24 protein-coding genes are annotated in these 26,147 nt (G+C 59.0%); 12 read left to right on the forward strand and 12 right to left on the reverse strand.

Going from position 1 to position 26,147, the window contains the following annotated elements; translation table 11 throughout:
* Positions 1-15: 15 nt before the first annotated feature.
* The gene (locus tag HBN68_RS19365; protein ID WP_169964538.1) at positions 16-279 is read left to right on the forward strand and encodes a DUF3077 domain-containing protein; all 264 of its coding nucleotides are present in this window, start codon (positions 16-18) and stop codon (positions 277-279) included.
* Between the two features lie 68 nt (positions 280-347).
* Here HBN68_RS19365 and argA read toward each other — a convergent pair whose 3' ends face one another.
* Together argA and argE are read right to left on the reverse strand one after the other, a co-directional pair.
* Complete coding sequence (gene argA, locus HBN68_RS19370) at positions 348-1,646, reverse strand: amino-acid N-acetyltransferase (RefSeq protein ID WP_169964540.1); 1,299 nt, start codon at positions 1,644-1,646, stop codon at positions 348-350.
* A gap of 135 nt (positions 1,647-1,781) precedes the next feature.
* Positions 1,782-2,933 carry an acetylornithine deacetylase gene (gene argE, locus HBN68_RS19375; RefSeq protein WP_169964542.1) on the reverse strand — a complete coding sequence of 384 codons (1,152 nt, stop codon included), beginning with the start codon at positions 2,931-2,933 and terminating at the stop codon, positions 1,782-1,784.
* 157 nt (positions 2,934-3,090) lie between these two features.
* Here argE and HBN68_RS19380 point away from each other — a divergent pair, with 157 nt between their 5' ends.
* Entirely contained in the window at positions 3,091-4,479 is a 1,389-nt protein-coding gene (locus HBN68_RS19380) for a CYTH domain-containing protein (protein ID WP_169964544.1), read from the forward strand.
* Between the two features lie 46 nt (positions 4,480-4,525).
* On the opposite strand, the gene HBN68_RS19385 is transcribed toward HBN68_RS19380, so the two are convergent.
* The 4 genes from HBN68_RS19385 to HBN68_RS19400 form a co-directional block, all read right to left on the reverse strand.
* Positions 4,526-5,095: a lipocalin family protein gene (locus HBN68_RS19385; protein ID WP_094994286.1), complete on the reverse strand. Its 570-nt coding sequence runs from the start codon at positions 5,093-5,095 to the stop codon at positions 4,526-4,528.
* Between the two features lie 21 nt (positions 5,096-5,116).
* Complete coding sequence (locus HBN68_RS19390; RefSeq protein ID WP_094994287.1) at positions 5,117-5,371, reverse strand: hypothetical protein; 255 nt, start codon at positions 5,369-5,371, stop codon at positions 5,117-5,119.
* 213 nt (positions 5,372-5,584) lie between these two features.
* Positions 5,585-6,595 carry a class 1 fructose-bisphosphatase gene (locus HBN68_RS19395; protein ID WP_094994288.1) on the reverse strand — a complete coding sequence of 337 codons (1,011 nt, stop codon included), beginning with the start codon at positions 6,593-6,595 and terminating at the stop codon, positions 5,585-5,587.
* 202 nt (positions 6,596-6,797) lie between these two features.
* A complete protein-coding gene (locus HBN68_RS19400; RefSeq protein WP_169964546.1) occupies positions 6,798-9,245 on the reverse strand; it encodes a glycogen/starch/alpha-glucan phosphorylase in 2,448 nt (815 codons plus the stop codon).
* A 252-nt stretch (positions 9,246-9,497) separates the two neighbouring features.
* On the opposite strand from HBN68_RS19400, the gene HBN68_RS19405 reads away from it, so the two are divergent.
* Positions 9,498-9,935, forward strand: coding sequence for a YkgJ family cysteine cluster protein (locus HBN68_RS19405; protein ID WP_047272954.1), 438 nt, complete (start codon positions 9,498-9,500; stop codon positions 9,933-9,935).
* 140 nt (positions 9,936-10,075) lie between these two features.
* Here HBN68_RS19405 and typA read toward each other — a convergent pair whose 3' ends face one another.
* Together typA and thiI are read right to left on the reverse strand one after the other, a co-directional pair.
* Positions 10,076-11,896 (reverse strand): translational GTPase TypA, encoded by a 1,821-nt coding sequence (gene typA, locus HBN68_RS19410; protein WP_047272916.1) that lies wholly within the window; start codon positions 11,894-11,896, stop codon positions 10,076-10,078.
* A gap of 139 nt (positions 11,897-12,035) precedes the next feature.
* Positions 12,036-13,490, reverse strand: coding sequence for a tRNA uracil 4-sulfurtransferase ThiI (gene thiI / locus HBN68_RS19415; protein WP_094994290.1), 1,455 nt, complete (start codon positions 13,488-13,490; stop codon positions 12,036-12,038).
* 337 nt (positions 13,491-13,827) lie between these two features.
* Between thiI and glnA the strand changes: the two genes are divergently transcribed.
* The 5 genes from glnA (at position 13,828) to ntrC (ending at position 19,158) form a co-directional block, all read left to right on the forward strand.
* Positions 13,828-15,234, forward strand: a complete 1,407-nt coding sequence (gene glnA, locus HBN68_RS19420; protein WP_047272914.1) for a glutamate--ammonia ligase — start codon at positions 13,828-13,830, stop codon at positions 15,232-15,234.
* 188 nt (positions 15,235-15,422) lie between these two features.
* A complete protein-coding gene (locus HBN68_RS19425) occupies positions 15,423-15,845 on the forward strand; it encodes a cupin domain-containing protein (protein WP_178088626.1) in 423 nt (140 codons plus the stop codon).
* Positions 15,846-15,852: 7 nt separating this feature from the next.
* On the forward strand, positions 15,853-16,377 hold the full coding sequence (locus HBN68_RS19430; protein WP_169964548.1) for a DUF4124 domain-containing protein: 525 nt from the start codon (positions 15,853-15,855) through the stop codon (positions 16,375-16,377).
* Positions 16,378-16,642: 265 nt separating this feature from the next.
* A complete protein-coding gene (gene glnL / locus HBN68_RS19435; protein ID WP_094994293.1) occupies positions 16,643-17,728 on the forward strand; it encodes a nitrogen regulation protein NR(II) in 1,086 nt (361 codons plus the stop codon).
* Complete coding sequence (ntrC, locus tag HBN68_RS19440) at positions 17,725-19,158, forward strand: nitrogen regulation protein NR(I) (RefSeq protein WP_094994294.1); 1,434 nt, start codon at positions 17,725-17,727, stop codon at positions 19,156-19,158. The genes glnL and ntrC overlap by 4 nt, the downstream gene beginning before the upstream one ends.
* Before the next feature lie 337 nt (positions 19,159-19,495).
* On the opposite strand, the gene HBN68_RS19445 is transcribed toward ntrC, so the two are convergent.
* Positions 19,496-19,936 carry a hypothetical protein gene (locus tag HBN68_RS19445; protein ID WP_094994295.1) on the reverse strand — a complete coding sequence of 147 codons (441 nt, stop codon included), beginning with the start codon at positions 19,934-19,936 and terminating at the stop codon, positions 19,496-19,498.
* Here HBN68_RS19445 and trmL point away from each other — a divergent pair.
* Entirely contained in the window at positions 19,935-20,390 is a 456-nt protein-coding gene (gene trmL, locus HBN68_RS19450) for a tRNA (uridine(34)/cytosine(34)/5-carboxymethylaminomethyluridine(34)-2'-O)-methyltransferase TrmL (protein ID WP_094994296.1), read from the forward strand. The two genes, HBN68_RS19445 and trmL, sit on opposite strands and share 2 nt — an antisense overlap.
* A gap of 59 nt (positions 20,391-20,449) precedes the next feature.
* Here trmL and secB read toward each other — a convergent pair whose 3' ends face one another.
* Genes secB through HBN68_RS19465 form a run of 3 tightly spaced genes read right to left on the reverse strand, consistent with a single transcriptional unit; the run spans position 20,450 to position 21,644 of the window.
* Complete coding sequence (secB, locus tag HBN68_RS19455) at positions 20,450-20,932, reverse strand: protein-export chaperone SecB (RefSeq protein ID WP_047272909.1); 483 nt, start codon at positions 20,930-20,932, stop codon at positions 20,450-20,452.
* A 41-nt stretch (positions 20,933-20,973) separates the two neighbouring features.
* Entirely contained in the window at positions 20,974-21,228 is a 255-nt protein-coding gene (grxC, locus tag HBN68_RS19460) for a glutaredoxin 3 (RefSeq protein WP_094994297.1), read from the reverse strand.
* A gap of 2 nt (positions 21,229-21,230) precedes the next feature.
* Positions 21,231-21,644, reverse strand: a complete 414-nt coding sequence (locus HBN68_RS19465; protein ID WP_047272907.1) for a rhodanese-like domain-containing protein — start codon at positions 21,642-21,644, stop codon at positions 21,231-21,233.
* 148 nt (positions 21,645-21,792) lie between these two features.
* Between HBN68_RS19465 and gpmI the strand changes: the two genes are divergently transcribed.
* The 3 genes from gpmI (at position 21,793) to HBN68_RS19480 (ending at position 26,147) form a co-directional block, all read left to right on the forward strand.
* On the forward strand, positions 21,793-23,325 hold the full coding sequence (gene gpmI, locus HBN68_RS19470) for a 2,3-bisphosphoglycerate-independent phosphoglycerate mutase (RefSeq protein ID WP_169964550.1): 1,533 nt from the start codon (positions 21,793-21,795) through the stop codon (positions 23,323-23,325).
* Positions 23,326-23,508: 183 nt separating this feature from the next.
* Positions 23,509-24,795, forward strand: a complete 1,287-nt coding sequence (locus HBN68_RS19475) for a murein hydrolase activator EnvC (RefSeq protein WP_169964552.1) — start codon at positions 23,509-23,511, stop codon at positions 24,793-24,795.
* Positions 24,796-24,830: 35 nt separating this feature from the next.
* Positions 24,831-26,147, forward strand: a complete 1,317-nt coding sequence (locus tag HBN68_RS19480; protein ID WP_094994300.1) for a S41 family peptidase — start codon at positions 24,831-24,833, stop codon at positions 26,145-26,147.

A 26,147-nucleotide genomic window follows, 5' to 3' on the forward strand; every position in this document is an offset into this window, starting at 1 on the left:
TTAGGAGCACACTCAATGACTACCCCTTCCCCGATCAACACCCTCGGCGTCGTAACCTTCGGCCCGTGCGGCGAAAATGACCAACCTCTGTTTTGCGTTAACCCCGGTATACCTTTGCGTCAGGCGCTGGAGCACGTCTCGGCGTTGTTGTTTTGCGCCAAAACCCTGGCCCTCGATGCCGCCCTGGAGAAAGACGGGGAACGCCATGCCTGGGCGTCGCACTACTTGTGCGACATGGGCAAGGCCGTTATTGATGATGTGTGTTTGCAGGCGTTTTAACGACGCACCGAAGCCGCCGCTCGACGCAGGTGTGCGTTGAACGGCGGCTTCAGTCGGCCGTGCAGGCGTTACAGGGCTTTTTCGAAGATTTTCGAATTGCGCTGAAAGTTGTACAACGAGGCGCGGGCTACCGGCAGACGTTCCACACTGCTGGGCTCGAAGCCGCGCTCGCGGAACCAGTGGGCTGTGCGGGTGGTCAGGACGAACAGGGTTTTGAGGCCCAGCGCTCGCGCACGGTTTTCAATGCGTTCGAGCAGTTCATCGCCGCGACGGCCGTGGCGGTATTCCGGGTTCACGGCCAGACAGGCCAGTTCGCCCGCCTCAGAATCGGCAATCGGGTACAACGCCGCGCAGGCGATGATCATGCCTTCACGCTCGACCACGCTGAATTGCTCGATCTCGCGCTCCAGCACTTCGCGTGAGCGACGCACCAGAATGCCCTGCTCTTCCAGCGGGCTGATGAGGTCCAGCAAACCACCGACGTCTTCAATTGCGGCTTCGCGAATTTTTTCGAACTGCTCCTGCGCCACCAGTGTGCCGCCGCCGTTGCGGGTGAACAGCTCGGTCAGCAGTGCGCCGTCTTCGGCGTAGCTGACGATATGGCTGCGGGCCACGCCGCCACGGCAGGCCTCGGCGGCCGCTTCCAGCAGTTCAGCCTGATAATCGCTGCCCAGACGCTTCATGTGGGCGGGCACTTGTTGCGGCCGCAGCTCGCGCACCAGACGCCCGTCTTCATCGAGCAAGCCCGGTTCGGCGCCAAACAACAGCAATTTGTCGGCCCCAAGGTCAATGGCAGCACGGGTCGCAACGTCTTCGCAGGCGAGGTTGAAGATTTCGCCCGTCGGCGAATACCCCAGCGGCGACAGCAGCACAATTGAGCGTTCGTCGAGCAGGCGGTTGATGCCCTTGCGGTCCACCCGCCGCACTTCGCCGGTGTGGTGGTAGTCCACGCCATCGAGCACGCCAATCGGACGCGCCGTCACCAGATTGCCGCTCGCCACGCGCAAGCGCGAACCCTGCATCGGTGAGGACGCCATGTCCATCGACAGCCGCGCTTCAATCGCAATGCGCAGCTGGCCCACGGCGTCGATCACACATTCCAGCGTCGGAGCGTCGGTGATGCGCATGCCTTCGTGGTAATGCGGCGTCAGCCCGCGGGCTTGCAGGCGGCTTTCGATTTGCGGGCGCGAGCCATGCACCAGCACCAGCCGAACGCCCAAACTGTGCAGCAGCACCAAGTCGTGAACGATGTTGCCGAAATTGGGGTGCGCCACGCCGTCGCCGGGAAGCATGACGACGAAGGTGCAATCGCGGTGGGCATTGATGTAAGGGGACGCGTGACGTAGCCAGTTAACGTAATCGGGCATAACCGGAGCCTGTAAAAAAGTGAGTCGCCTAAAAAGGGCACAAACAGCAAACGCACAACGGGCGGGGGTTATCGTCGAAACTGACTTGGCGACACGCGTGCTCTCCTTGTGTGTACGGGTTGGACCTGCGGCGATTTACAGCGCCGGGGTCAGGCAATAGTGTTCGATCAATTGACTGAGTAGACGCACCGTCGGCTGCAAACGTGACATGTCGAGGTGTTCGCCCGGCTGATGTGCGCAGCTGATGTCGCCGGGGCCGAGGACAATGGTTTCGCAGCCAAGGCGCTGAAGATAAGGCGCTTCGGTGCCAAACGCTACTGCTTCGGCACGATGCCCGGTCAGACGTTCAGCCACACGCACCAGTTCGCTGTCGGCCGCCTGCTCAAAGGGCGCTACGCCTGCCGCGAGCGGGGCGAAATCAATCTTTACCTGATGGCGTTCAGCCAGTGGCTGGAGCTTGCTGCGGATGATAGCCCGCAGCGCCGTCGGGTCCATCCCCGGCAAAGGCCGCAGGTCAAATTCCAGCGAGCACTGGCCGCAGATGCGATTCGGGTTGTCGCCGCCGTGGATGCAGCCAAAGTTGAGGGTCGGCTGCGGCACGCTGAATTGCGGGTTGCGGTATTCGTGCAGCCATTGCTGGCGCAGGGCCTTGAGTTCACTGATGGCGTCGTGCATGGCATCCAGCGCGCTATGGCCCAGGCTTGGGTCAGAGGAATGGCCGCTGCGCCCCAGAATCTCGATGCGCTCCATCATCACGCCTTTATGCATGCGGATCGGTTTGAGCCCGGTCGGCTCGCCAATCACAGCCACACGGCCCAGCGGGCGACCCGCTTCGGCCAGTGCCCGGGCGCCGGCCATGGAGGTTTCTTCGTCGCACGTGGCCAGAATCAGCAAAGGTTGCTTGAACGGTTGATCGAGCAGCGGCCGGACGGCTTCGATGATCAGCGCGAAAAAACCCTTCATGTCACAGCTGCCCAGTCCGACCCAGCGGTTATCCACTTCTGTCAGCTTGAGCGGATCGGTCTGCCACAAGGCTTCATCGTACGGCACCGTGTCGCTGTGGCCTGCCAGCACCAGCCCGCCGGGGCCGCTGCCATAACTGGCGAGTAGGTTGAATTTACCGGGGCTGACCTGCTGGATGTCGATGGCGAACCCAAGGTCTCCCAGCCACAGGGCCAGTAGATCAATGACCGGGCGGTTGGTTTGATCCAGGTGCGCCTGGGTGCAACTGACGGACGGCGCGCTGATCAAGGCAGCGAATTGCTCTTTGAGGGAGGGTAAAGGCATGCGCTGACTTCCTGTTGGCGGGGCGAGGCCCATCATAGGGCCATCTGAGCAGCAGAATAAACCCATGCGGGGCGCCGGGGCGGCGAGTCCTGTACACTGCACGGCCTTGGCAGCCACACCTTTCCCCGGCTGCGCACCGTTCCTGGATTTTCCGGCCATGCAGAAAGAAACCGAAATCAAACTCCGCGTCAGCCGCGAAACCCTCGCCGCCTTGCGCGAGCACCCTTTGCTGAAAAAGCGCAACAAAAGTGGCTGGGAAAGCCGTGAGTTGCTCAACCAATATTTCGATACCCCGGAGCGCGACCTGGCCAAGGCCAAGGTTGCCCTGCGCTTGCGCCGTGATGGCGAAGACGTGATCCAGACCCTCAAGACCCGTGGCGAGAGCGTTGCCGGTCTGTCGGTGCGCAATGAATACGACTGGCATTTGCCTAAAGCCAAGCTCGACGTCAAAAAACTCGACGGCGAATGCTGGCCCGAAGCGCTGGCCGAGCTGGACAAAAAAACCCTCAAGCCGATTTTCACCACTGATTTCGTGCGCGAGCGCGCTGAAATCTCGTGGGGTCGCGGCAAAGCCAAAGTGGTGATCGAAGCCGCACTGGACGTGGGCCACGTGATTGCAGGCAAGCAGAAAGAAGAAATCTGCGAGCTGGAACTCGAACTGCGCGAAGGCGAACCGGCTGCCTTGCTGGAACTGGCTGCCGAGCTGGCTGAAAAACTGGCGTTGATGCCGTGTGACATCAGCAAGGCAGAGCGCGGTTATCGCCTGTTCGACGCCAACAGCTACTCGGTGAGCCTGCCAGCCCCTGAGCTGACGCCTGAAACCCCGCTGGATGACGCGTTTGCCGCGCTGGCGTGGCATTTGCTGGCCAGCAGCCAGCGTTTGGCCGAGCAATACCGCTTCAATGGCCACTGGCGTCTGTTGCAAGACTGGGTGCAGCAATTGATTGACCTGCGCGCGCTGGTCAGCAGCCTCGGTCAGGCCGCGCCACGCCAATCCACCAGCACCTTGCGCGCCTCGCTGGACGCACTGCTGGAAGACTGGCGCCCGCTGGTGCAGATCGGTCAGGACGACGAAGACGTGCGCAAAGCCGCGCCCGAGCAGTTCCTCGAAGAACTCGAAGACCCGCGCTGGGGCCAATTCTCCCTGAACACGTCGCGCTGGTTGATGGAGCGCAGCTGGACCGTGGATCGTGGCACGACCCGTGGCAATCGTCAGGGCGCTGCACAGCTGAGCAGTTGGCTGCCACGTTTGCTGTCGGATGAAGCTATCGCGTTGCGTCTGAACCGTTACCAGCAGCAACCAGAAGATTTGGCAGAGCAGTTGCCGCGCATCGAGCGCATTCAAGCGTGGCTGCGTTTGGCCCGTGGCGTGCTGGAGATTGCGGAAGTGGACCGTTTGTTTGGCGAGATGAACAAGCTGCAAGAGCTGGCCAATCAGCCACTCACAGACGATGTTGAACACAATGATGCGTTGCTCGATGCCCGCAAGCATCAAGCGATCGCGGTTTACCAGAACCGCGCCTGGAAGACCTTGCTGCGCGCGTAAGCATCATGCAAAGGGCCCTCAGCGCTCGCTGAGGGCCCTCTCCCACTTATTGCGCAGTCTTGGGCATGTCCGCGTCGGGCGTGCGCCAGATCAGGCGTGTGGTGTCGTAGCCTTGCTGTTGAGCCTTGCTGAGTAACTCGTCACGGGTTTGCTGATCAATGGTCGGTTTGCGCGACAGCAACCACAGGTAGCGACGGTCCGGGTTACCGACCAGCGCAGTGCTGTAGTTGTCCCCCAGATACAGCACCCAGTAATCGCCTTTAGTCACACCCGGCAACAGCGTCGAGACCCAGTTATCAAACTCAACCCACAATTTGTCGGTCTTGCCCGGCACTTGAGGCGTCGCTGTGCCTTTGGCCTCCTGCCACTTGCCGTCTTCGGTCAGGCAGCGGTTGAGCACCGCCACATTGCCATCGGGCTTGAGGGTGTATTGCGCTTGGGACTGTGCGCAATTGCGCTGGAAGAACATCGGCAACCGCGCCTGCTCATACCAAGTGCCTTGATAGCGCTTGAGGTCGACGTTATCGACGGTTTTGGGGGCCAGTGCATCGCTGCCGGAGCTGGAGCACCCGGCCAACACCAACGCAGTGCCCAGACACGCTAAAAGTCGCTTCATGGGTAACGCTCCTGTTCAGTCTTATTTCAAGCCCTGACCCGAGAACATCAGCACTTTGTCACCTGCATATTGCACGCTGATAAAGCTGTTTTTATCGCCCCAGGTGCAGCTCGACATACCGAGTGCGCCCGAGCAATCCGTCGGGTTGCCCAACAGCTTCTCCACCTCGGCCTTGGGCATACCGGCCGACAGTTTTGAGTAGTTCTCTTGATTGACCTTGCTGCAGGCCGCCAATAACACACAGAACGACAACAACGCCAAAGAACGCAACTTCATGGAAAAGCTCCTGAATGGGAAAGTCGGCATCGCTGCCTCGGTGAGAGCTTAGAAGAGAAAAGCGCGGGGTGGTTCCCGACAGGCCGGGGTTTTGTTGCAGGCGGGCAGGTAGAGCTCAGGCAACGCGCTGTCGAGGCTGCCGGGTAATGGCGAGACGGTGCACAGATCGGGGGGGCTTGCCCCCCTTCGCAGCCTGCGGCAGCGACTGCGCGCTTAGGCTTTGTGGTAAGCCGTAATGCGCGCCACTTCTTCTTTGGAGCCCAGGAATACCGCAACACGCTGGTGCAGGCCTTCAGGCTGGATGTCGAGGATGCGCTGGTGGCCGTCAGTGGACGCGCCGCCTGCCTGCTCCACAAGGAACGACATCGGGTTGGCTTCGTACATCAAACGCAGCTTGCCTGGCTTGGAAGGCTCACGGCTGTCACGCGGGTACATGAACACGCCACCACGGGTCAGGATGCGGTGGACGTCTGCCACCATCGCGGCAACCCAACGCATGTTGTAGTTCTTCTTCAGCGGACCTTCTTCACCGGCCAGCAATTCGTCAACGTAGCGCTGTACCGGGGCTTCCCAGTGGCGCTGGTTAGACATGTTGATGGCGAATTCCTGCGTGGATTCAGGAATGCTGATGTCTTCGTGGGTGAGCACGAAGCTGCCCATTTCGCGGTCCAGGGTGAACCCTTTAACGCCATCACCCAGGGTCAGCACCAGCATGGTTTGCGGGCCGTAGATCGCATAACCGGCCGCCACTTGGGTGGAGCCCGGTTGCAGGAATGCTTTTTCGCCCAGGTCGCCGTTCTCGGCCAAGTGGCCTTCAGGGCAACGCAGCACGGAGAAAATCGTACCGACGGGCGCGTTGATGTCGATGTTGGACGAGCCGTCCAGCGGGTCGAATACCAACAGGTAGGCGCCTTTCGGGTATCTGCCCGGGATCTGGTAGGCGTTGTCCATTTCTTCGGATGCCATACCGGCCAGGTGACCGCCCCATTCGTTGGCTTCGAGCAGGATTTCGTTGGAAATCACGTCAAGCTTCTTCTGGACTTCGCCTTGCACGTTTTCGGTGCCCATGCTGCCCAGAACACCACCCAGGGCGCCTTTGGACACGGCGTGGCTGATCTCTTTGCAAGCACGCGCCACCACTTCGATGAGGAAACGCAAATCAGCAGGCGTGTTGTTGCTGCGGGTCTGCTCGATCAAATAGCGACTCAGGGTAACGCGGGACATGTAAGGCTCCGAACTAGGGGGAGGGGGCAAAAAACCCGCGCAGTTTAACGCGTGTTGCCGTGCAAATCTTCTAATCAGACTCAGATCCGGCCGAGCGGGTTCAGTTGCGGGCAAAAAACAGCCAAAACCCGTAACTGCCGCCCTGTGACGAGGCTGCGTCCGGTCGCAGCCTCGCGGTGGTTCAGTAGCGCCAGCAAGACCGTTAGAGCGCCTTCCAGATCTCGGTCGCATACTCACGAATGGTGCGGTCGGAAGAGAACCAGCCCATGCGCGCAGTATTGAGTACCGACGTGCGCCACCACGCATCGTTGTCGTGCCACAGCGCTTCAACACGCATTTGCGCATCCCAATAAGCGTCAAAGTCAGCGCACACCAGGAAGCGGTCGTAATCAATCAGCGAGTCGATCAGCCCCGTATAGCGCGCCGGGTCATCGTGAGAGAACACCCCGCCGCGAATCGCCTGCAACACATCATTGAGCCGATGAGACGCGGCGATTTCCGGCCCGGCATTGAACTCGCCACTGAGCTTGCGGGCTTCGACCTGTTGCGCGGTGAGGCCGAAGATAAACATGTTTTCTGAGCCGACACGCTCGCACATTTCGACGTTGGCGCCGTCCAGCGTGCCAATGGTCAACGCCCCGTTGAGGCCGAACTTCATGTTGCTGGTGCCCGACGCTTCATAACCGGCGGTGGAAATTTGCTCGGACAAATCGGCCGCCGGGATGATGTTCTCCGCCAGGCTGACGTTGTAGTTGGGCAGGAACACCACTTTGAGCAAACCACGCACAGTCGGGTCGTGGTTGATGGTGCGCGCGATGTCATTGGTCAGTTTGATGATGAGTTTGGCCTGTTGATAACTGGCCGCCGCTTTGCCGGCAAAGATTTTCACACGCGGCACCCAGCGGTTACCCGGCTCGGCACGGATTGCCTGATACAGCGCCACGGTGTGCAGCAGGTTCAGCAACTGGCGCTTGTACTCGTGGATACGTTTGACCTGCACATCGAACATGGCTTCGGGGTTGACCACAATGCCGAGGCGCTCATAAATCAAGGCCGCCAAGGTGCATTTGTTTTGCAGCCGCTGTTCAGCGAATCGCTTGCGAAAGTCTGCACGCCCGGCAAACGGTTCCAGCTGGATCAGGTTGTGCTCGGGATCGTCCTGAAATTGCGGGCCTAGCGCATCCACCAACAGTGCCGTCAGCGGCGGGTTGGACTGGTAAAGCCAGCGCCGAAAGGTCACGCCGTTGGTTTTGTTGTTGATGCGGTCCGGGTACAGCTTGTGCATGTGCGAGAACACGGTGCTGCGCATCAATTGCGTGTGCAGCCCTGACACGCCATTGACGCTGTGACACCCCAAAAACGCCAGATTGCCCATGCGCACACGGCGGCCGTTGTCTTCCTCGATCAACGACACGGCGCGCAGCACGTCAAAGTCATGCACGCCCTGTTCGCGCAGCGAATCAATGTGCAGCCCGTTAATCAGGTAAATGATCTGCATATGCCGGGGCAGCAAACGCTCCATGAGCCCCACTGGCCAGGTTTCAAGCGCCTCGGGGAGCAAGGTGTGATTGGTGTAGGCCAGGGTTTCGACCGTGACCTTCCAGGCGGCACCCCACTCCACGCCGTGTTCATCGACCAACAGGCGCATCAACTCTGCGACGGCAATGGACGGATGGGTGTCATTGAGCTGGATGGCCACGTGGTCGCCAAGATCGAGCAATGCGAAGCCCTGATCCAGATGGCGCCGGATCAAGTCCTTCAACGATGCTGCCACGAAGAAATATTCCTGACGCAGCCGCAGCTCCTGCCCGGCTTCGTTGCTGTCCGCCGGGTACAGCACCCGCGAAATGCTCTCAGCGCGCACCACCTCTGCGACCGCGCCCAAGTGGTCACCGGCATTAAAGCGTTCGAGGTGCATCTCGTGCACCGCCCTGGCCCGCCATAAGCGCAACGTGTTGACGCTGGCACCGCGCCAGCCCACGACCGGGGTGTCGTAGGCAATCGCACGCACGGTTTCGCCCGGCCACCAGACCTGCCGCGGGTGACCCTGTTCATCGATGAGGGTTTCGACCGCTCCGCCGAAGCCGATGAGGTACACCACCTCTGGCCGCTCAAACTCCCACGGGTTGCCGAAGTCCAGCCAGTTTTCGGTCTGCTCCTGTTGCCAACCGTCCACGATGCTTTGGCGAAACAACCCGTGTTCATAGCGAATGCCGTAGCCGTGGGCCGCGACGCCAAGGGTGGCCATGCTCTCCATGAAACACGCCGCCAGACGGCCAAGCCCCCCATTGCCCAGCGCGGCATCGGGTTCAAGCAAACGGATTTGCTCCAGATCCACCCCCAGCTCGGTCAGCGCTTCACGCGCAATGTCGAGCAAACCGAGGTTGCTGAGGCTGTCGTACAGCAAACGGCCGATCAGAAACTCCAGCGACAGGTAATACACCCGCTTCTGGCCTTTGCGGTAAATCTGCCGTGTGTTGTCCATCCAGTGCTCGACCATATGGTCTCGGGCGGCCAGCGCAATGGCTTCGAACCAGTCATGATCGAACGCGTGTTCCGGGTCCTTGCCCACCGCGTAGGTCAGTTTGGCCAGTACGGCGGCGCGGAAGGCCGCCACTTGTGCATCACAAACAAGCGGTTCCTGGGACATCGATACAACCTCAAGCGAGATGGAGCGATTTGAAGAACGAATGGTGTCAGCCTAGACGCTCTGACAGAAGGAAGCGGCTTGTGTTCGAGATTTTTGCGCGATCCTGCGGATAAATCGGCCAAGCAAACAATGCACCGGATGGCGGCACAAAACGGCGGCGCTCGATAGTGAGCAAAAAACCGGCAAATGGTTGTTCAATTCTTGCTCAACCCCGGTATGATCGCGCGCCCTGTTACACGCTGGAATATAAGCCTGATGAAGTCCAACCTGATCGCCGCCGCGGAAATCGACCGTCTCGATACCTGGGCCAAATACACCGCGCCCATGTGCGGCTCCTGCATTTCCAGCTGCTGCACCCTACCGGTCGAGGTCAAGGTCAAAGACTTGATCCGCATCGGGCTGGTGGATGAATTCGAACTGGGCGACCCGCCGAAGAACATCGCCAAGCGTTTGCAAAAAGAAGGGATTGTGGAACGTTTCAACCAGAAGTCGGGCATCTTCACGCTGCAGCGCATGAGCAACAATGACTGCCTGTACCTGGACCGCAAATCGCGCATGTGTACCATCTACGAAAAACGCCCTGATACCTGCCGCAACCACCCGCGTATCGGGCCGCGACCAGGGTACTGCGCGTATATTCCCAAAGCGGTCGAGCGTAAGAACAGCAGCGTTAAATTGATGGATTTTTAAGGCTCGAATTACCCTCAATCCAGGCCCCTCTCAAGGCAGGGAGTTGGAGTGACGGGCAACAGCGCACACAAATCCCGCACATAAAAAAACGCCCCCGACCGCAAGGCCGGGGGCGTTTTTGTAACCGCTAACTAATTAACTTAGTTTTTGGCCTTTTTGGCAGCGCGGGTACGCTCGCCTTCGTCCAGGATCTTCTTACGAAGACGGATGGACTTAGGCGTCACTTCACACAGCTCGTCGTCCTGGATGAATTCCAGAGCCTGTTCCAGGGTGAAGCGAACAGGTGGAACCAGAGCGATGGTTTCGTCTTTACCCGAAGCACGCATGTTGTCGAGCTTCTTGCCCTTGGTAGGGTTAACGCCCATGTCGGTGTCACGGCTGTTCAGACCAACGATCTGACCGTTGTAGATCTCTTGACCGTGTTCAACGAACAGCTTGCCACGCGCCTGCAGGGTTTCCAGGGAGTAGGTCAGCGCCTTGCCCGTTTCAACCGATACCAGAACGCCGTTCTGACGGCCGGACATGTGGCCGGACTTCATCACGTCGTAGCGATCGAAGATCGAGGTCAGGATGCCAGCACCGTTGGTCAGGGTCAGGAACTGGTTACGGAAACCGATCAGACCGCGAGCAGGGATGTTGTATTCCAGACGTACACGGCCCTTGCCATCCGGCACCATGTTGGTCAGGTCGCCCTTACGCAGGCCCATCTCTTCCATCACCTTGCCCTGAGATTCTTCAGGCAAGTCGATGGTGACGTTTTCGAACGGTTCGTGCTTAACGCCGTCAACCATGCGGATGATTACTTCTGGACGGCCAACGCCCATTTCGAAGCCTTCGCGACGCATGGTTTCGATCAGAACCGACAGGTGCAATTCACCACGGCCCGATACTTTGAACTTGTCAGCCGAGTCGCCTTCTTCAACGCGCAGAGCAACGTTGTACAGCAGCTCTTTGTCCAGACGTTCCTTGATGTTACGGGATGTCACGAACTTGCCTTCTTTACCGCAGAATGGCGAGTCGTTTACCTGGAAGGTCATGGAAACGGTTGGCTCGTCAACGGTCAACGGCTTCATCGCTTCAACGTTCATCGGGTCGCACAGGGTGTCGGAGATGAACAGCGAGTCCATACCGCTGATGCAAACGATGTCGCCTGCTGCAGCTTCTTCAACGTCTACACGGTGCAGACCGTGGTGACCCATCAGCTTCAGGATACGACCGTTGCGGCGCTTGCCGTCAGCGTCGATAGCAACAACCGGGGTGTTCGGCTTGACGCGACCACGGGCGATACGGCCAACACCGATAATGCCCAGGAAGCTGTTGTAGTCCAGTGCCGAGATTTGCATCTGGAACGGACCGTCACGGTCTACGGCTGGTGCCGGTACGTTGTCGACAATCGACTGGTACAGCGGGGTCATGTCTTCAGCCATGTCGGTGTGGTCAAGACCAGCAATACCGTTCAGGGCAGAGGCGTAAACCACTTTGAAGTCCAGCTGTTCTTCAGTAGCGCCCAGGTTGTCGAACAGGTCGAAGATCTGGTCCAGAACCCAATCAGGACGCGCGCCCGGACGGTCAACCTTGTTGATTACCACGATTGGACGCAGGCCGGCTTCGAACGCCTTCTTGGTCACGAAACGGGTTTGCGGCATAGGGCCGTCTTGAGCGTCAACCAGCAGCAGAACGGAGTCAACCATCGACATCACGCGTTCTACTTCACCGCCGAAGTCGGCGTGGCCCGGGGTGTCCACGATGTTGATGTGGTAGCCGTTCCAGTTGATGGCGGTGTTTTTCGCCAGAATGGTAATACCGCGCTCTTTCTCCTGGTCGTTGGAGTCCATCACGCGCTCGTCGTTGAGCTCGCCGCGCTCCAGAGTGCCGGATTGACGCAAGAGTTTGTCTACCAGGGTGGTTTTACCGTGGTCAACGTGAGCAATGATGGCGATGTTGCGTAGATTTTCGATCACTTGTGTATCTCGATCAGAGGATTCGGTGTGCTGACAGGTCGTGGCAGCGATTAACAATAGAGTCAGGCCTTGCCGTTACAACTTGACGGCGGCGTCGGGGGGCCGGTGACGCAGGCCACAGGCATACAGCCCCGGGCTCTTAGCTCGGTCGATAAACGCGCACATTGGCATGTCCCTCACTGAGCAAATGGTGAGCATGCAGGCGACTCATCACGCCTTTGTCGCAATACAACAGGTACTGACGGGTGTCATCCAGTTCCTTGAAGCGGCTGTTCAGAGCATAGAACGGCAACGCTTGTACTTCGATGCCAGCCAGTTCCAGCGGCTGATCTTCCTGAGCATCCGGGTGACGGATGTCGAGAACGATCTGGCCCGCCAGCACTTCGCTGACCTCTTCGACTTGCAAGTCCTGGCCCAACTCATCGATCACACGATCAATCGGCACCAGTTTGGCCCGCTCGAGCGCACGCTCAAGCACGGCCATATCAAACTGTTGTTCTTCATACTCCACGCGTGGACGCTTGGCGTGGGTCTTGGGGTTGACCGAAATCACCCCGCAATATTCAGGCATGTGTTTGGCGAAGTCGGCGGTGCCGATCTCGTTCGCCAAATCGATGATGTCCTGCTTGTGGCTGGCGATCAGCGGGCGCAAGACCAGTTTGTCGGTCACGCAATCGATCACGGACAGGTTGGGCAGCGTCTGGCTGGACACCTGTGAAATCGCTTCGCCCGTCACCAGTGCGTCGATATCGAGCCGGTCCGCAATACGGGACGCAGCGCGCAACATCATACGCTTCAAAATGACGCCCATATGACTGTTATCGACTTTGCCGAGAATTTCGCCCAGCACTTCTTCGAACGGCACGCTGACAAACAGCACGCGCTGCGAGCTGCCGTACTTCTTCCATATATAGTGCGCGACTTCCATTACGCCCAGTTCATGGGCCCGGCCGCCGAGGTTGAAGAAGCAAAAGTGGCTCATCAGGCCGCGGCGCATGATCTGGTAGGCCGCGACCGTAGAGTCGAACCCGCCGGACATCAGCACCAGCGTCTGCTCCAGCGCGCCCAGCGGGTAACCGCCAATGCTGTCGTGCTGGCTGTGAATCACAAACAACCGTTGGTCGCGAATTTCGATCCGGACTTCGATTTCCGGGTTTTTCAGCGAGATTCCGGCCGCTCCGCACTCGCGACGCAGCTTGCTGCCCACATATTTCTCGACATCCATCGAGGAAAACGGGTGCTTGCCCGCGCGCTTGCAACGCACCGAAAAGATCTTGCCCGCCAGCGAATCGCCGAAGTGCAGTTTGCACTTCTCGACGATGTCGTCGAAGTCACCCAACGGGTACTCATCGACCTGCAGAAAATGCGCGATGCCCGGCATGCAGCTCAGGCGTTCGGTCATCTCTTTCAGGGCTTTGGGGTCGCTCACACGCGTTTGCAGCTCGATGTTGTCCCACACACCACTCACTACCACAGCCGGGTCCAGATCGCGGAGCACGGTACGGATGTTTTTGGCCAATTGACGGACGAAACGCATCCGAACCGGGCGGCTCTTGATAGTGATCTCGGGGAAGACTTTAACGATTAGTTTCATGAAAACAGCGCGCGAGCAGCCTGCCAAAAAAGGGGGGCGCGGATTATAGCGGAAATTGCTCAAGGTTTAACCAGTTATCGTACAAACGGTTTTGGCCGCACCAAAATAGAGCAAAAAGGCAAGTTTTCGCTTCATTTGAGTGCGATTAAAGGCATGAATCGGTAGGCTGCACCGCTTACCTGCCTGAGTTTGGCGCATTACACCCAAGTCAGGGCACTGGCATGCAATTTGCTCCCTTGTGAGGCAGGTTGCCTTGGCAGAGTATTCGCGCCGGCATCAAGCACATTACTAAGGGCGCACCACTACTTAACCCGCCCGAAGCCACCCCGGAGGACATATGTCGAAGTCGGTTCAACTCATCAAAGATCATGACGTCAAGTGGATTGATCTGCGCTTCACGGACACCAAAGGTACTCAGCACCACGTGACCATGCCGGCCCGTGATGCGCTCGATGAAAACTTCTTCACCGACGGCAAGATGTTCGACGGCTCCTCCATCGCTGGCTGGAAAGGCATCGAAGCCTCCGACATGATCCTGCTGCCAGACGACAGCACAGCGGTCCTGGACCCGTTCACCGAGCAGCCTACGCTGATCCTGGTGTGCGACATCATCGAGCCTTCGACCATGCAAGGCTATGACCGCGACCCGCGTGCCATCGCTAACCGTGCCGAGGAGTACCTGAAGTCCACCGGTATCGGCGACACCGTATTCGTTGGCCCGGAGCCTGAGTTCTTCATCTTCGACGAAGTGAAATTCAAGTCCGACATCTCCGGTTCCATGTTCAAGATCTACTCCGAACAAGGTTCGTGGATGTCCGACCAGGACGTTGAAGGCGGCAACCGTGGTCACCGTCCAGGCATCAAGGGCGGCTACTTCCCGGTGCCACCGTTCGACCACGACCACGAAATCCGTACCTCCATGTGCAACGCCATGGAAGAAATGGGCCTGGTTATCGAAGTTCATCACCACGAAGTGGCAACTGCTGGCCAGAACGAAATTGGCGTGCAGTTCAACACCCTGGTGAAAAAGGCTGACGAAGTTCAGACCCTGAAGTACTGCGTACACAACGTGGCAGACGCCTACGGCCGTACCGCGACCTTCATGCCAAAGCCTCTGTACGGCGACAACGGTTCAGGCATGCACGTGCACATGTCCATCTCCAAAGAAGGTAAAAACACCTTCGCGGGCGAAGGCTATGCCGGTCTGTCCGACACTGCCCTGTACTTCATCGGCGGCATCATCAAGCACGGTAAGGCCCTGAACGGCTTCACCAACCCGTCGACCAACTCCTACAAGCGTCTGGTGCCAGGTTTCGAAGCGCCGGTCATGCTGGCCTACTCGGCACGCAACCGTTCTGCCTCGATCCGTATCCCTTACGTGTCCAGCCCTAAGGCTCGCCGTATCGAAGCACGTTTCCCGGACCCGGCAGCCAACCCGTACCTGTGCTTCGCAGCCCTGATGATGGCGGGTCTGGACGGCATCCAGAACAAGATCCACCCAGGCGACGCCGCCGACAAAAACCTGTACGACCTGCCGCCTGAAGAGGCGAAAGAAATCCCGCAGGTGTGTGGCAGCCTGAAAGAAGCCCTGGAAGAGCTGGACAAGGGCCGTGCGTTCCTGACCAAAGGCGGCGTGTTCAGCGACGACTTCATCGACGCTTACATCGCCCTGAAAAGCGAAGAAGAAATCAAAGTACGTACCTTCGTACACCCACTGGAATACGAGCTGTACTACAGCTGCTAATCCCGTGACACCGGCGCTGGCCGCGTGAATAAAAAAACCTCCTTCGGGAGGTTTTTTTTGCTCGGTCTTACACCTATTCCAGCCTTGGCTTGCACGGTACATCAACCCTGACCGACAGCCACTCTTCGCCGTCCTGCGTAGCTTGAGTCCACTCAACCACTGCCTTCAAACCACGCCAGGACTCGCCAATGGTGCTCTCACGCCTTATCCCCTCATTTCTGCTCATTACTGCCTGCCTGAGCTTCGCGGGTTGTGCACAGACCTCAACCGGCGTGCAGACTCAACAGCTCCTCAAGACCACGCACGCCTGGGAAGGTACACGCTACGACGCGTACCCTCAGGGACGGCCTGAATTAAGTGTTTTGAAAATTACCATCTCCGCCAAAACCACCCTCAACTGGCACACCCACCCGATGCCCAATGTGGCCTATGTGGTTTCCGGCGAACTGCTCGTAGAAACCCGCGAGGGCAAACAAACCCGGCTGACGCCCGGTCAGGTGCTGCCCGAAGTGGTGAACGTGGCTCATCGCGGTACCAGCGCAAACACTCCCGTTGAGCTGATCGTCTTTTATGCGGGCACCACAGACCTGCCGCTGTCCAAACCCGACTGAGCCCTCCATGCGAAGCCTTGTGCTACTGCCCCTTGCGCTGATCGCTGTGCCCGGCGCTGCGCAGCCTTACACCTACACCGATGAAGCCGGCACAATCCACTACACCGACATGCCTGGGCGCAATGTGCTTAGCGAGCCGGTGGTGCTCCCCCCCCTTAATCGACTCCCCGCACGGGCGATAAACCCAGAGGCCGATCCGCTGGCTGTGTTACCCGAGCGTGAAAGCCACCCGGTGGTTTTCAAGTACAGCGCGTTGGAGGTCCGCGGCTTACCAGAAGGTCAAGCGCTGAGGGCCAACAACGGGACATTCAGCGTTCAGGTACATATCGAGCCAGCCCTTCGTGAAGAGCACCGTATTCAACTGGTACTCGATGGTAAGCCCTACGGTATACCCAGCCGCTCGGGCGAGTTCGAACTGGTCAATATTGACCGGGGAGAGCATCGCCTCGCCGTGAATGTCCTGGGACGCAACACGGTGGTGCAACGCAGCACGGGCGTGATGTTTGATCTGCAACGCGTGCGTGTGCGCTAGGGCCACGCCCCTCTCTGCACAGCACCTTGCAGCCATATTGAAAGCAGCCTCACAATTTGCACTATATTGGTGCATGAATGGCGAATTCTCAGACTACGCAACCCAATTTGGTTCGAAGCGCTGCGTCGAGCCTCCCCCGGCATCCTCTAAAAGACCTGTAACCCCTTATTTCGGACTATTCACGCTTCTTTTCGGAGCCTTGGTTTGGTTTTTGCATTTTCTTAGTCTCAGCGTGTAACCCGCGCACGTAATCCGGGATCGGCCCATGACCATCAGTGATGCCTTGCACCGACTGCTACTCGACAACCTGACCACAGCGACCTTGCTGCTCAATGCCGATTTGCGCCTTGAGTACATGAACCCCGCCGCCGAGATGCTGTTGGCCATCAGCGGTCAACGCAGCCATGGGCAATTCATCAGCGAACTGTTTACCGAATCCACGGAAGCCCTGCATTCACTGCGTCAAGCTGTTGAACAGGCCCACCCTTTTACCAAGCGTGAGGCCATGGTGACCTCGCTCACCGGTCAAACCCTCACCGTGGACTACGCCGTTACGCCGATTCTGAGCGCGGGCACCACGTTACTGCTGCTCGAAGTGCATCCACGCGACCGCTTGCTGCGCATCACCAAAGAAGAGGCCCAGCTGTCCAAGCAAGAGACCAGCAAAATGCTGGTGCGCGGGCTGGCCCATGAGATCAAGAACCCTCTGGGCGGTATCCGCGGGGCCGCCCAGTTGTTGGCCCGCCAGTTGCCGGACGAAGGCTTGCGCGACTACACCAACGTCATCATTGAAGAAGCCGACCGTCTGCGTAACCTGGTGGACCGCATGCTGGGCTCCAACAAACTGCCGCTGCTGGCCATGACCAATGTGCATGAAGTCCTTGAACGGGTCTGCAACCTGGTCGAAGCCGAGACCCAGGGCAGCATCACCCTGGTGCGCGATTACGACCCCAGCCTGCCCGACCTGCTGATCGACCGTGAACAAATGATTCAGGCTGTGCTCAATATCGTGCGCAATGCGATGCAGGCCATCGGCGGCCAAAACGAACTGCGGCTGGGGCGTATCACCCTGCGCACCCGCGCCATGCGCCAGTTCACCATTGGCCACATTCGCCATCGGCTGGTCACCAAAATCGAAATCATCGACAACGGCCCGGGCATCCCGGGCGAGTTGCAGGACACCCTCTTCTTCCCGATGGTCAGCGGGCGCCCGGACGGTACCGGACTCGGGCTGGCCATCACCCAGAACATCATCAGTCAGCATCAAGGGTTGATCGAGTGTGAAAGCCACCCCGGCCACACGCTCTTCTCGATCTTTCTGCCACTGGAACAAGGAGCCGCATCGACATGAGCCGAAGTGAAACCGTGTGGATCGTCGACGACGACCGTTCAATCCGCTGGGTCCTGGAAAAAGCGTTGCAACAAGAAGGCATGACCACACAAAGCTTCGACAGCGCCGATGGTGTCATGAGTCGTCTGGCTCGCCAGCAACCGGACGTCATCATTTCCGACATCCGTATGCCGGGCGCCAGCGGGCTTGATCTGCTGGCCAGGATTCGCGAACACCACCCTCGCCTGCCCGTGATTATCATGACCGCCCACTCGGATCTGGACAGCGCAGTCGCGTCCTATCAGGGCGGGGCCTTTGAATACCTGCCCAAGCCGTTTGACGTGGATGAAGCCGTGTCGCTGGTCAAGCGTGCCAATCAGCACGCCCAAGAGCAGCAAGGTCTGTCCGTGGCGCCCGCGCTGGCCCGCACCCCGGAGATCATCGGTGAGGCCCCGGCGATGCAAGAAGTGTTTCGCGCCATCGGGCGCTTGAGCCACTCCAACATCACGGTGCTGATCAATGGCGAGTCGGGCACCGGCAAAGAGCTGGTGGCCCACGCGCTGCATCGACACAGCCCGCGTGCTGCTTCGCCATTTATTGCGCTGAACATGGCCGCCATCCCCAAAGACTTGATGGAGTCCGAGCTGTTCGGCCACGAGAAAGGCGCGTTTACCGGCGCTGCCAACTTGCGTCGCGGGCGCTTTGAGCAAGCGGACGGCGGTACCCTGTTTCTGGATGAAATCGGTGACATGCCTGCCGACACCCAAACCCGCCTGTTGCGGGTACTGGCCGATGGCGAGTTCTACCGTGTCGGTGGGCACACGCCGGTCAAGGTCGACGTGCGCATCATCGCCGCCACCCACCAGAACCTGGAAACCCTGGTGCAGGCCGGCAAGTTCCGCGAAGACTTGTTCCACCGCCTGAACGTTATCCGTATCCACATCCCGCGCCTGTCGGACCGCCGCGAAGACATCCCGACCCTGGCCCGCCACTTCCTCAGTAGCGCGGCTCAAGAACTGTCGGTCGAGCCCAAGCTGCTCAAAGCCGAGACCGAGCAATACCTGAAAAACCTGCCGTGGCCCGGCAACGTGCGCCAACTGGAGAACACCTGCCGCTGGATCACCGTGATGGCGTCTGGCCGCGAGGTACATATCAGCGACTTGCCACCCGAGCTGCTGAACCTTCAAAACGATGCATCGCCTGTCACCAACTGGGAGCAAGCCCTGCGCCAGTGGGCCGATCAGGCGTTGGCCCGTGGCCAGTCCAACTTGCTGGACAGCGCCGTGCCGACCTTTGAACGCATCATGATCGAAACCGCGCTCAAGCACACAGCCGGGCGCCGCCGCGACGCCGCTGTACTGCTGGGCTGGGGTCGCAACACCCTGACCCGGAAAATCAAAGAGTTGGGGATGAAGATTGATGGCGACGAGGACGACGGCGACGACACCTGATTCACCGCTGAAAAGGGAGGCTTCGCACCCTTGGCTGGCAGCACGCACCATTAGCGTGCACCGCTCTAGCACAATGGTTTGAGACGAGCTTCTTGTCAAAAACCGTCACCTGACAAAAAAGCCCCGGATTCCGGGGCTTTTGCGTTTTTGTTCATTTTTTATGAGCCAATCCGCGAAAACTGGCACGCGCCCTGCAATAACCCGGATAACGCTTTAGGGGACCCTGGTACAGGCAGGCCAGGACTCCCCACTTTTACACCCGCGACCTGGATGCTCTTGGCATCAAGGCGCACCCCGGTTTGGGGAACCCGGTACAGGCAGGCCGGACTTCCCTCTTTTATTGCTCACGCACGTTGACCTGCAAACGCCAGCGCCCGTCCTGCGGCGCGCCGGCCCATTCGCCCAGCAGGGCGCGGGCCGCCACCACGGTTAGCAACAAGCCTGAGTCGGTGCGTCGCACCCGCCAGTTCGCTTCTTTATCGTTGAGCTTGAACTGACCGTTCTGCGCCTTGCCTTGGGCATCGAACAACAGACCAACCGTGCCATCGATCATTTCACCATGCAGCTTGGGTTCATCGCTGAACCACACCACCAAGGCGCCCGGTAACACCTCGACCTGTTGCAATTGAACGGGCTCGGGCGTGGTTAAACGGCCGATCATCATCCCCACCATAAAACCTACAATCGCCAAAGAACCTAAAACACGCGGCCAGAGTTTAGGTCGCGGGTCCTCTTCGAGAGTAGAATCCTGCCCATCTTTTAATTCGGAGCCGTGCATGTTTCACGTCATCCTTTTTCAACCAGAAATTCCGCCGAATACCGGCAACATTATCAGGCTGTGCGCCAACAGCGGCTGCCACCTGCATTTGATTGAGCCCATCGGCTTTGAACTCGATGACAAGCGCTTGCGCCGCGCCGGGCTCGATTACCACGAGTATGCGCCGCTCAAGCGTCATGCCGATCTGGCCAGTTGCCTTGAAAGTCTGGGGCACCCGCGCCTGTTTGCCTTCACCACCAAAGGCTCAAAGCCGTTTCATGACGTGCAGTTTGCCGAGGGCGATGCCTTTATCTTCGGGCCTGAAAGCCGTGGCCTACCGCCTGAAGTGCTGGACGCGCTGGACGGCGAGCACCGCTTGCGCCTGCCGATGCGCGAAGGCTGCCGCAGCCTGAACCTGTCCAACACCGTAGCCGTCGCGGTGTATGAAGCCTGGCGCCAGCAGGGTTTCAAGTAACCCGGCCATGGCCCCATAAAAAAAGCGCCTTTACGGCGCTTTTTTGTCACATCGGCTGCTTACTGAACAGTCGGTGTGCCTTCTTCCTGCATGCGCTGCAGCTCTTGCGCGTACAGGGCATCGAAGTTCACCGGAGACAGCATCAGGGCCGGGAACGAACCACGGGTCACCAGGCTGTCCAGGGTTTCACGGGCGTAAGGGAACAGGATGTTCGGGCAGAACGCGCCCAGGGTGTGGTTCATCGAGCCTGCATCAAGGTTTTTGATCAGGAAGATGCCAGCCTGTTGCACTTCAGCAATGAACGCCACTTCTTCAGCGTTTTTGACCGTGACCGACAGGGTCAGTACGACTTCGTAGAAATCACCTTCCAGCGGCTTCTGACGGGTGTTCAGATCCAGCGCAACTGTCGGTTCCCACTGCTGACGGAAGATCGCCGGGCTTTTCGGCGCTTCAAACGACAGGTCACGCACGTAGATGCGCTGCAACGAGAATTGTGGGGAAGTATCGTCTTCAGTCGCAGCGGTGTTCTGTTGGTCAGTCATCACAGATCCTTGTTGATCTTGGGGCTTATAGAGAATGAGAGTCAGACGTTCAGCAGCGCGTCCAGTTTACCGGCGCGCTCAAGCGCGAACAGGTCATCGCAGCCGCCCACGTGTTTGCCGTTGATCCAGATTTGCGGCACCGAGGTCCGGCCTGCTTTCTGAGCCATGTCGGCGCGCACTTGTGGCTTGCCATCGACCTTGATTTCTTCAAAGGCGACGCCTTTCTTTTCAAGCAGGCCTTTGGCCCGCATGCAATAAGGGCAATAGTCGCTGGAATAAACGATGACCTTGGACATGCTTACTTCACCACAGGCAGGTTATCGGCACGCCAGCTGGCAATGCCACCGGACAATTTGGCGGCGTTGTAACCGGCTTTCAGCAGTTCGCGAGCGTGGGAACCGGAGTGCTGACCTTGAGCGTCAACCAGAATCAGGGTTTTGCCCTTGTGCTTGTCCAGCTCGGCAATGCGCGCCATCAGTTTGTCTTGCGGAATGTTCAGCGCACCCACGATGTGGCCGGCGGCGAAGTCCTTGGCCGGGCGAATATCAATCACCACACCTTCGTCGCGATTGACCAGGCCGGTCAGTTCGCCGGTGCTGATGCTACGTCCGCCACGGCTCATTTCGTGGGCAATCAACAACGCCAGCAGGATGACAAACGCGCCCACCAACAGGTAGTGGGAAGTGGCAAATGCAATCAGGTGATCAACCATCAGAAGGTTCCAGGGTCGTAAAATGTGGGCCAGTATACACAGCCGCCTTGGTCGGCCAAACCCCGCCCGGCGGTGACGCCACATGAACTTCGCTTTAAACTGCCCGTCCTCTGCAACCCTTCTTCTAAACCAGCCACGAGTGGGATCTATGACTACCACGCCTAAACCTTTGGTCCTGATCATCCTGGATGGCTTCGGTCACAGTGAAAGCCACGAACACAACGCCGTTTATTCGGCCAAGAAACCGGTGCTCGATCATCTCTGCGCAAGCATGCCAAACGGCCTGATCTCAGGTTCAGGCATGGATGTCGGCCTGCCGGACGGGCAAATGGGCAACTCCGAGGTTGGCCACATGAACCTGGGCGCTGGCCGCGTGGTGTATCAAGACTTCACCCGTATCACCAAGTCGATCCGCGACGGCGAGTTCTTCGAGAACCCGACCCTCTGCGCGGCGGTCGACAAGGCTGTTGCCAACGGCAAGGCCGTGCACATCATGGGCCTGCTGTCCGACGGCGGCGTACATAGCCATCAAGATCACCTGGTGGCCATGGCAGAACTGGCTTTCAAACGCGGCGCCGAAAAGATCTACCTGCACGCGTTCCTGGATGGGCGTGACACCCCGCCAAAAAGCGCGGCGTCTTCGATTGAATTACTGGACGAAGCATTCAAAGCCCTCGGCAAAGGCCGTATTGCCAGCCTGATCGGCCGCTACTTCGCCATGGACCGCGATAACCGCTGGGACCGCGTCGAGCAAGCGTACAACCTGATTGTTGACGGCAAAGGCGAGTTCAACGCCCCCACCGCCCAAGCAGGCCTGCAAGCAGCGTACGACCGAAACGAAAGCGACGAATTCGTCAAAGCCACGACCATCGGCGAGCCGGTCAAAGTGGAAGACGGCGATGCCGTGGTCTTCATGAACTTCCGCGCCGACCGCGCCCGCGAGCTGAGCCGCGTATTCGTCGAAGACGATTTCAAAGCATTCGCACGTGCCCGTCAGCCAAAACTGGCCAGCTTTGTGATGCTGACCCAATACGCGGCCAGCATTGCGGCACCGAGCGCCTTTGCGCCGGGCAGCCTGGAAAACGTACTGGGCGATTACCTGGCGAAAAACGGTAAAACTCAGCTGCGCATTGCCGAGACCGAAAAATACGCCCACGTGACCTTTTTCTTCTCCGGCGGCCGCGAAGAGCCTTTCCCGGGCGAAGAACGCATCCTCGTACCATCGCCGAAAGTCGCGACCTACGACTTGCAGCCAGAAATGAGCGCGCCCGAAGTCACTGACAAGATCGTCGATGCCATTGAGCACCAGCGTTACGACGTGATCGTGGTCAACTACGCCAACGGCGACATGGTGGGCCACAGCGGCGTGTTCGATGCAGCGGTCAAAGCAGTGGAATGCCTGGACGCCTGCGTGGGCCGGATTGTCGAAGCGCTGGAAAAAGTCGGCGGCGAAGCTCTGATTACGGCCGACCACGGCAACGTCGAGCAGATGTCTGACGAATGCACCGGTCAGGCGCACACGGCTCACACCTGCGAACCGGTACCGTTTATTTATGTTGGCAAACGCAATCTCAAAGTACGTGAGGGTGGCGTGCTGGCCGATGTGGCACCGACCATGCTCAAGTTGCTGGGGCTGCCACAGCCAGAAGAAATGACCGGCAAATCGATCCTGGTCGACTAATGTAAACCTGTGACCGCTGGCACAGGCTGCCTAAAAGGACGGTGCAACGCTCAAGCAAACCGGCGTATGCACCGCCCTGCGCAGCCTGCGGCAGCGACTACGGGTATTTCATCTCACGGATTTCTCATACTTAACGAGGGCGGGCATACTAGGCCGTCCCATTCCCCAGGTGTCGCCCGCCCCATGCTCCGCGCCCTTATAGCCCTGACTCTCACGTGCATGCTGCAACCGGCCTTTGCCGATGAGCGTGCGCAAACCCAACAACAGCTTGAAGCCACCCGCCAGGACATCGGCGAGCTGAAAAAACTGCTCGGCAAACTCCAGGAAGAAAAATCCGGCGTGCAGAAAGACCTGCGCAGCACCGAGACTGACATCGGCAAGCTGGAAAAACAGGTGGAGGAACTGCAAAAAGAACTAAAAAAGAGTGAAGGCGAGCTGCTGCGCCTTGATAGTGAGAAAAAAAAACTCAACAGCGCAAAAGTTGAACAGCAACGCCTGATCGCCATTCAGGCCCGTGCTGCCTACCAGGGCGGGCGTCAGGAATACCTGAAAATGCTGCTCAACCAACAACACCCCGAGAAATTTGCCCGCACCCTCACCTATTACGATTACCTGAGCCAGGCCCGCCTGGAACAGCTGAAAGGGTTCAATGAAACCCTGCGCCAATTGGCCAACGTCGAAGCCGATATCAACCTGCAACAGGCGCAACTGCTGACGCAAAAAAGCGCACTCGACAGCCAGCGCGCCGAGCTCGACAACGTCAAAGCCGAGCGCCAGCAAGTGCTGGCCAAGCTCAACAAAGATGTCAAAGACCGCGACCAAAAGTTGCAAGCCCGCGAGCAGGATCAGGCAGATCTGGCTAAAGTCCTCAAGACCATCGAGGAAACCCTGGCGCGTCAGGCACGCGAAGCCGAAGCCGCCCGCCAGAAAGCCTTGCTGGCCCAGCAAGAAGCAGAACGCAAACGCCAGCGCGAGGCTGAATCGGTTGTGACCGACGCCCCGCGTAAACCGGTCAAACCTACACCCGGCGCACTGGTCTCCAGCGCCGGGGTTTCGTATGGCGGACCTTTTTCTCAGGCACGCGGCAAACTTCCGTGGCCCGTTGATGGTCGATTGCTAGCGCGTTTCGGTGAAAGCCGTGGCGATGATGCCCGCACCAAGTGGGACGGGGTGATGATCAGCGCAGGCGCTGGCACTCAGGTGCACGCCGTGCACGGTGGACGCGTGGTGTTCGCCGACTGGCTGCGCGGCGCGGGCCAACTGGTCATTCTGGACCACGGTAATGGCTACTTGAGCTTGTATGGCCACAACCAGACGCTGCTCAAGTCTGCCGGAGACATCGTAAAAGCCGGGGAAGTGATTTCCACCGTGGGTAACAGCGGTGGCCAGGCCACTCCGGCGCTGTATTTTGCTATTCGTCAGCAGGGCCGCCCCAGCGACCCCGCACAATGGTGCCGCGCTCAAGGATGAGCCCATCACCTTTAATACGTAGGAGTTCGCTCAACATGCCGCACTTGTCCCGCCTCAACTCGCTGGCCCTGACAATCGCCCTGGTGATTGCTTCGCCTCTGGCCTTGGCGGCCGGGCAGACTGCCCAGCCCGCCGCCACTGCCGCCAGCGCCAAGGCCCCGCTGCCGCTGGATGAGCTGCGCACCTTTGCCGAAGTCATGGACCGGATCAAAGCTGCGTACGTTGAGCCTGTGGACGACAAGACCCTGCTTGAAAACGCCATCAAAGGCATGCTCAGCAATCTTGATCCGCACTCTGCGTACCTTGGGCCTGAGGATTTTGCCGAACTGCAAGAAAGCACCAGCGGTGAATTCGGCGGGCTTGGGATCGAAGTCGGCACCGAAGACGGCAATATCAAAATCGTTTCGCCCATCGACGACACCCCTGCCAGCAAGGCCGGGATTCAGGCAGGCGATTTTATCGTCAAGATCAATGGCCAGCCGACCCGCGGCCTGACCATGACCGAAGCTGTGGACAAGATGCGCGGCAAGGTCGGGCAAAAAATCACCCTGACCCTCGTACGCGATGGCGGCACGCCGTTTGACGTGACCCTGACCCGCGCCAACATTCAGGTCAAAAGCGTGAAGGCGCAATTGCTGGAAGATGGCTATGGCTACATTCGCATCACCCAGTTCCAGGTCAAGACCGGCGAAGAAGTCGCCGCAGCCCTCGCCAAGTTGCGCCGTGACAATGGTAATAAAAAGCTCAAGGGCATCATTCTCGACCTGCGCAACAACCCCGGCGGCGTCCTGCAATCGGCAGTCGAAGTGGTGGATCACTTCATCACCAAGGGCCTGATCGTTTACACCAAAGGGCGGATCGCCAACTCCGAACTGCGTTTCTCGGCCACTGGCAAAGACCTCAGCGAAAACGTACCGCTGGTGGTGCTGATCAACGGCGGCAGCGCCTCGGCCTCGGAAATCGTCGCGGGTGCCCTGCAAGATCAAAAACGCGGCGTGGTCATGGGCACTACCAGCTTCGGCAAAGGCTCGGTGCAAACCGTGCTGCCACTGAACAACGACCGTGCGCTGAAAATCACCACCGCGCTGTATTTCACCCCGAACGGGCGCTCGATTCAGGCCCAGGGCATCGTGCCGGACATCGAAGTCAACCGCGCCAAAATCACCCGCGAGCAAGACACCGAGTACTTCAAGGAAGCCGACCTGCAAGGTCACCTTGGCAATGGCAACGGCGGCGCCGACAAGCCGACAGGTTCTGGCGTGAAAGCCAAGCCGATGCCACAAGATGATGACTTCCAGTTGAGTCAGGCGCTAAGCCTGCTCAAAGGGCTGAGCATTACGCGCGGCAATTGA

The sequence above is a fragment of the Pseudomonas sp. WS 5078 genome, assembly GCF_012985745.1.
GTDB classification, from domain to species: Bacteria; Pseudomonadota; Gammaproteobacteria; order Pseudomonadales; family Pseudomonadaceae; genus Aquipseudomonas; species Aquipseudomonas lundensis_A.